Source organism: Glutamicibacter protophormiae, assembly GCF_014647495.1.
Lineage (GTDB): Bacteria > Actinomycetota > Actinomycetes > Actinomycetales > Micrococcaceae > Glutamicibacter > Glutamicibacter protophormiae.
The window spans coordinates 1-630 of the sequence record NZ_BMPH01000037.1 but is presented as its reverse complement, the minus strand read 5'-3'; the positions used below and the strand labels follow the sequence as shown (position 1 = coordinate 630).

At 53.2% G+C, this 630-nt stretch carries 1 rRNA gene; it reads left to right on the top strand.

From position 1 onward, the window contains the following. Positions 1-630, top strand: a 23S ribosomal RNA gene (locus IEY43_RS18020); the annotation flags it as partial.

Genomic DNA, 630 nt, shown 5'->3' with positions numbered 1-630 from the left:
GACGTGGGAATCTGCGATAAGCCTGGTGGAGTCGATAACCGGACGTTGAGACCAGGATTTCCGAATGGGGAAACCCCGCACCATGTTATGTGGTGTGACCTGCAGCTGAATGTATAGGCTGTGTGGAGGGAACGCGGGGAAGTGAAACATCTCAGTACCCGCAGGAAGAGAAAACAATAGTGATTCCGTTAGTAGTGGCGAGCGAACGCGGATGGGGCTAAACCGGTTGGTGTGTGATAGCGGATAGGCGTTGCATCATCGGGGTTGTGGGGTCCACATGTACCAGTTCTATCTACGCTGGTGGGATGAGGTGCAGGCGTATAGGTGAATCGGTTGGAATGCCGGACCAGAGAGGGTGATAGTCCCGTAGGTGTAATGCGTGTCTGCCGTTCTTTGTGTGGATACCCGAGTAGCACGGGGCCCGTGAAACCTTGTGTGAATCTGCCAGGACCACCTGGTAAGCCTGAATACTACTTGATGACCGATAGTGAATCAGTACCGTGAGGGAATGGTGAAAAGTACCCCGGGAGGGGAGTGAAATAGTACCTGAAACCGTGCGCTTACAATCCGTTAGAGCCATGCCTTGTGTGTGGTGATGGCGTGCCTTTTGAAGAATGAGCCTGCGAGTTA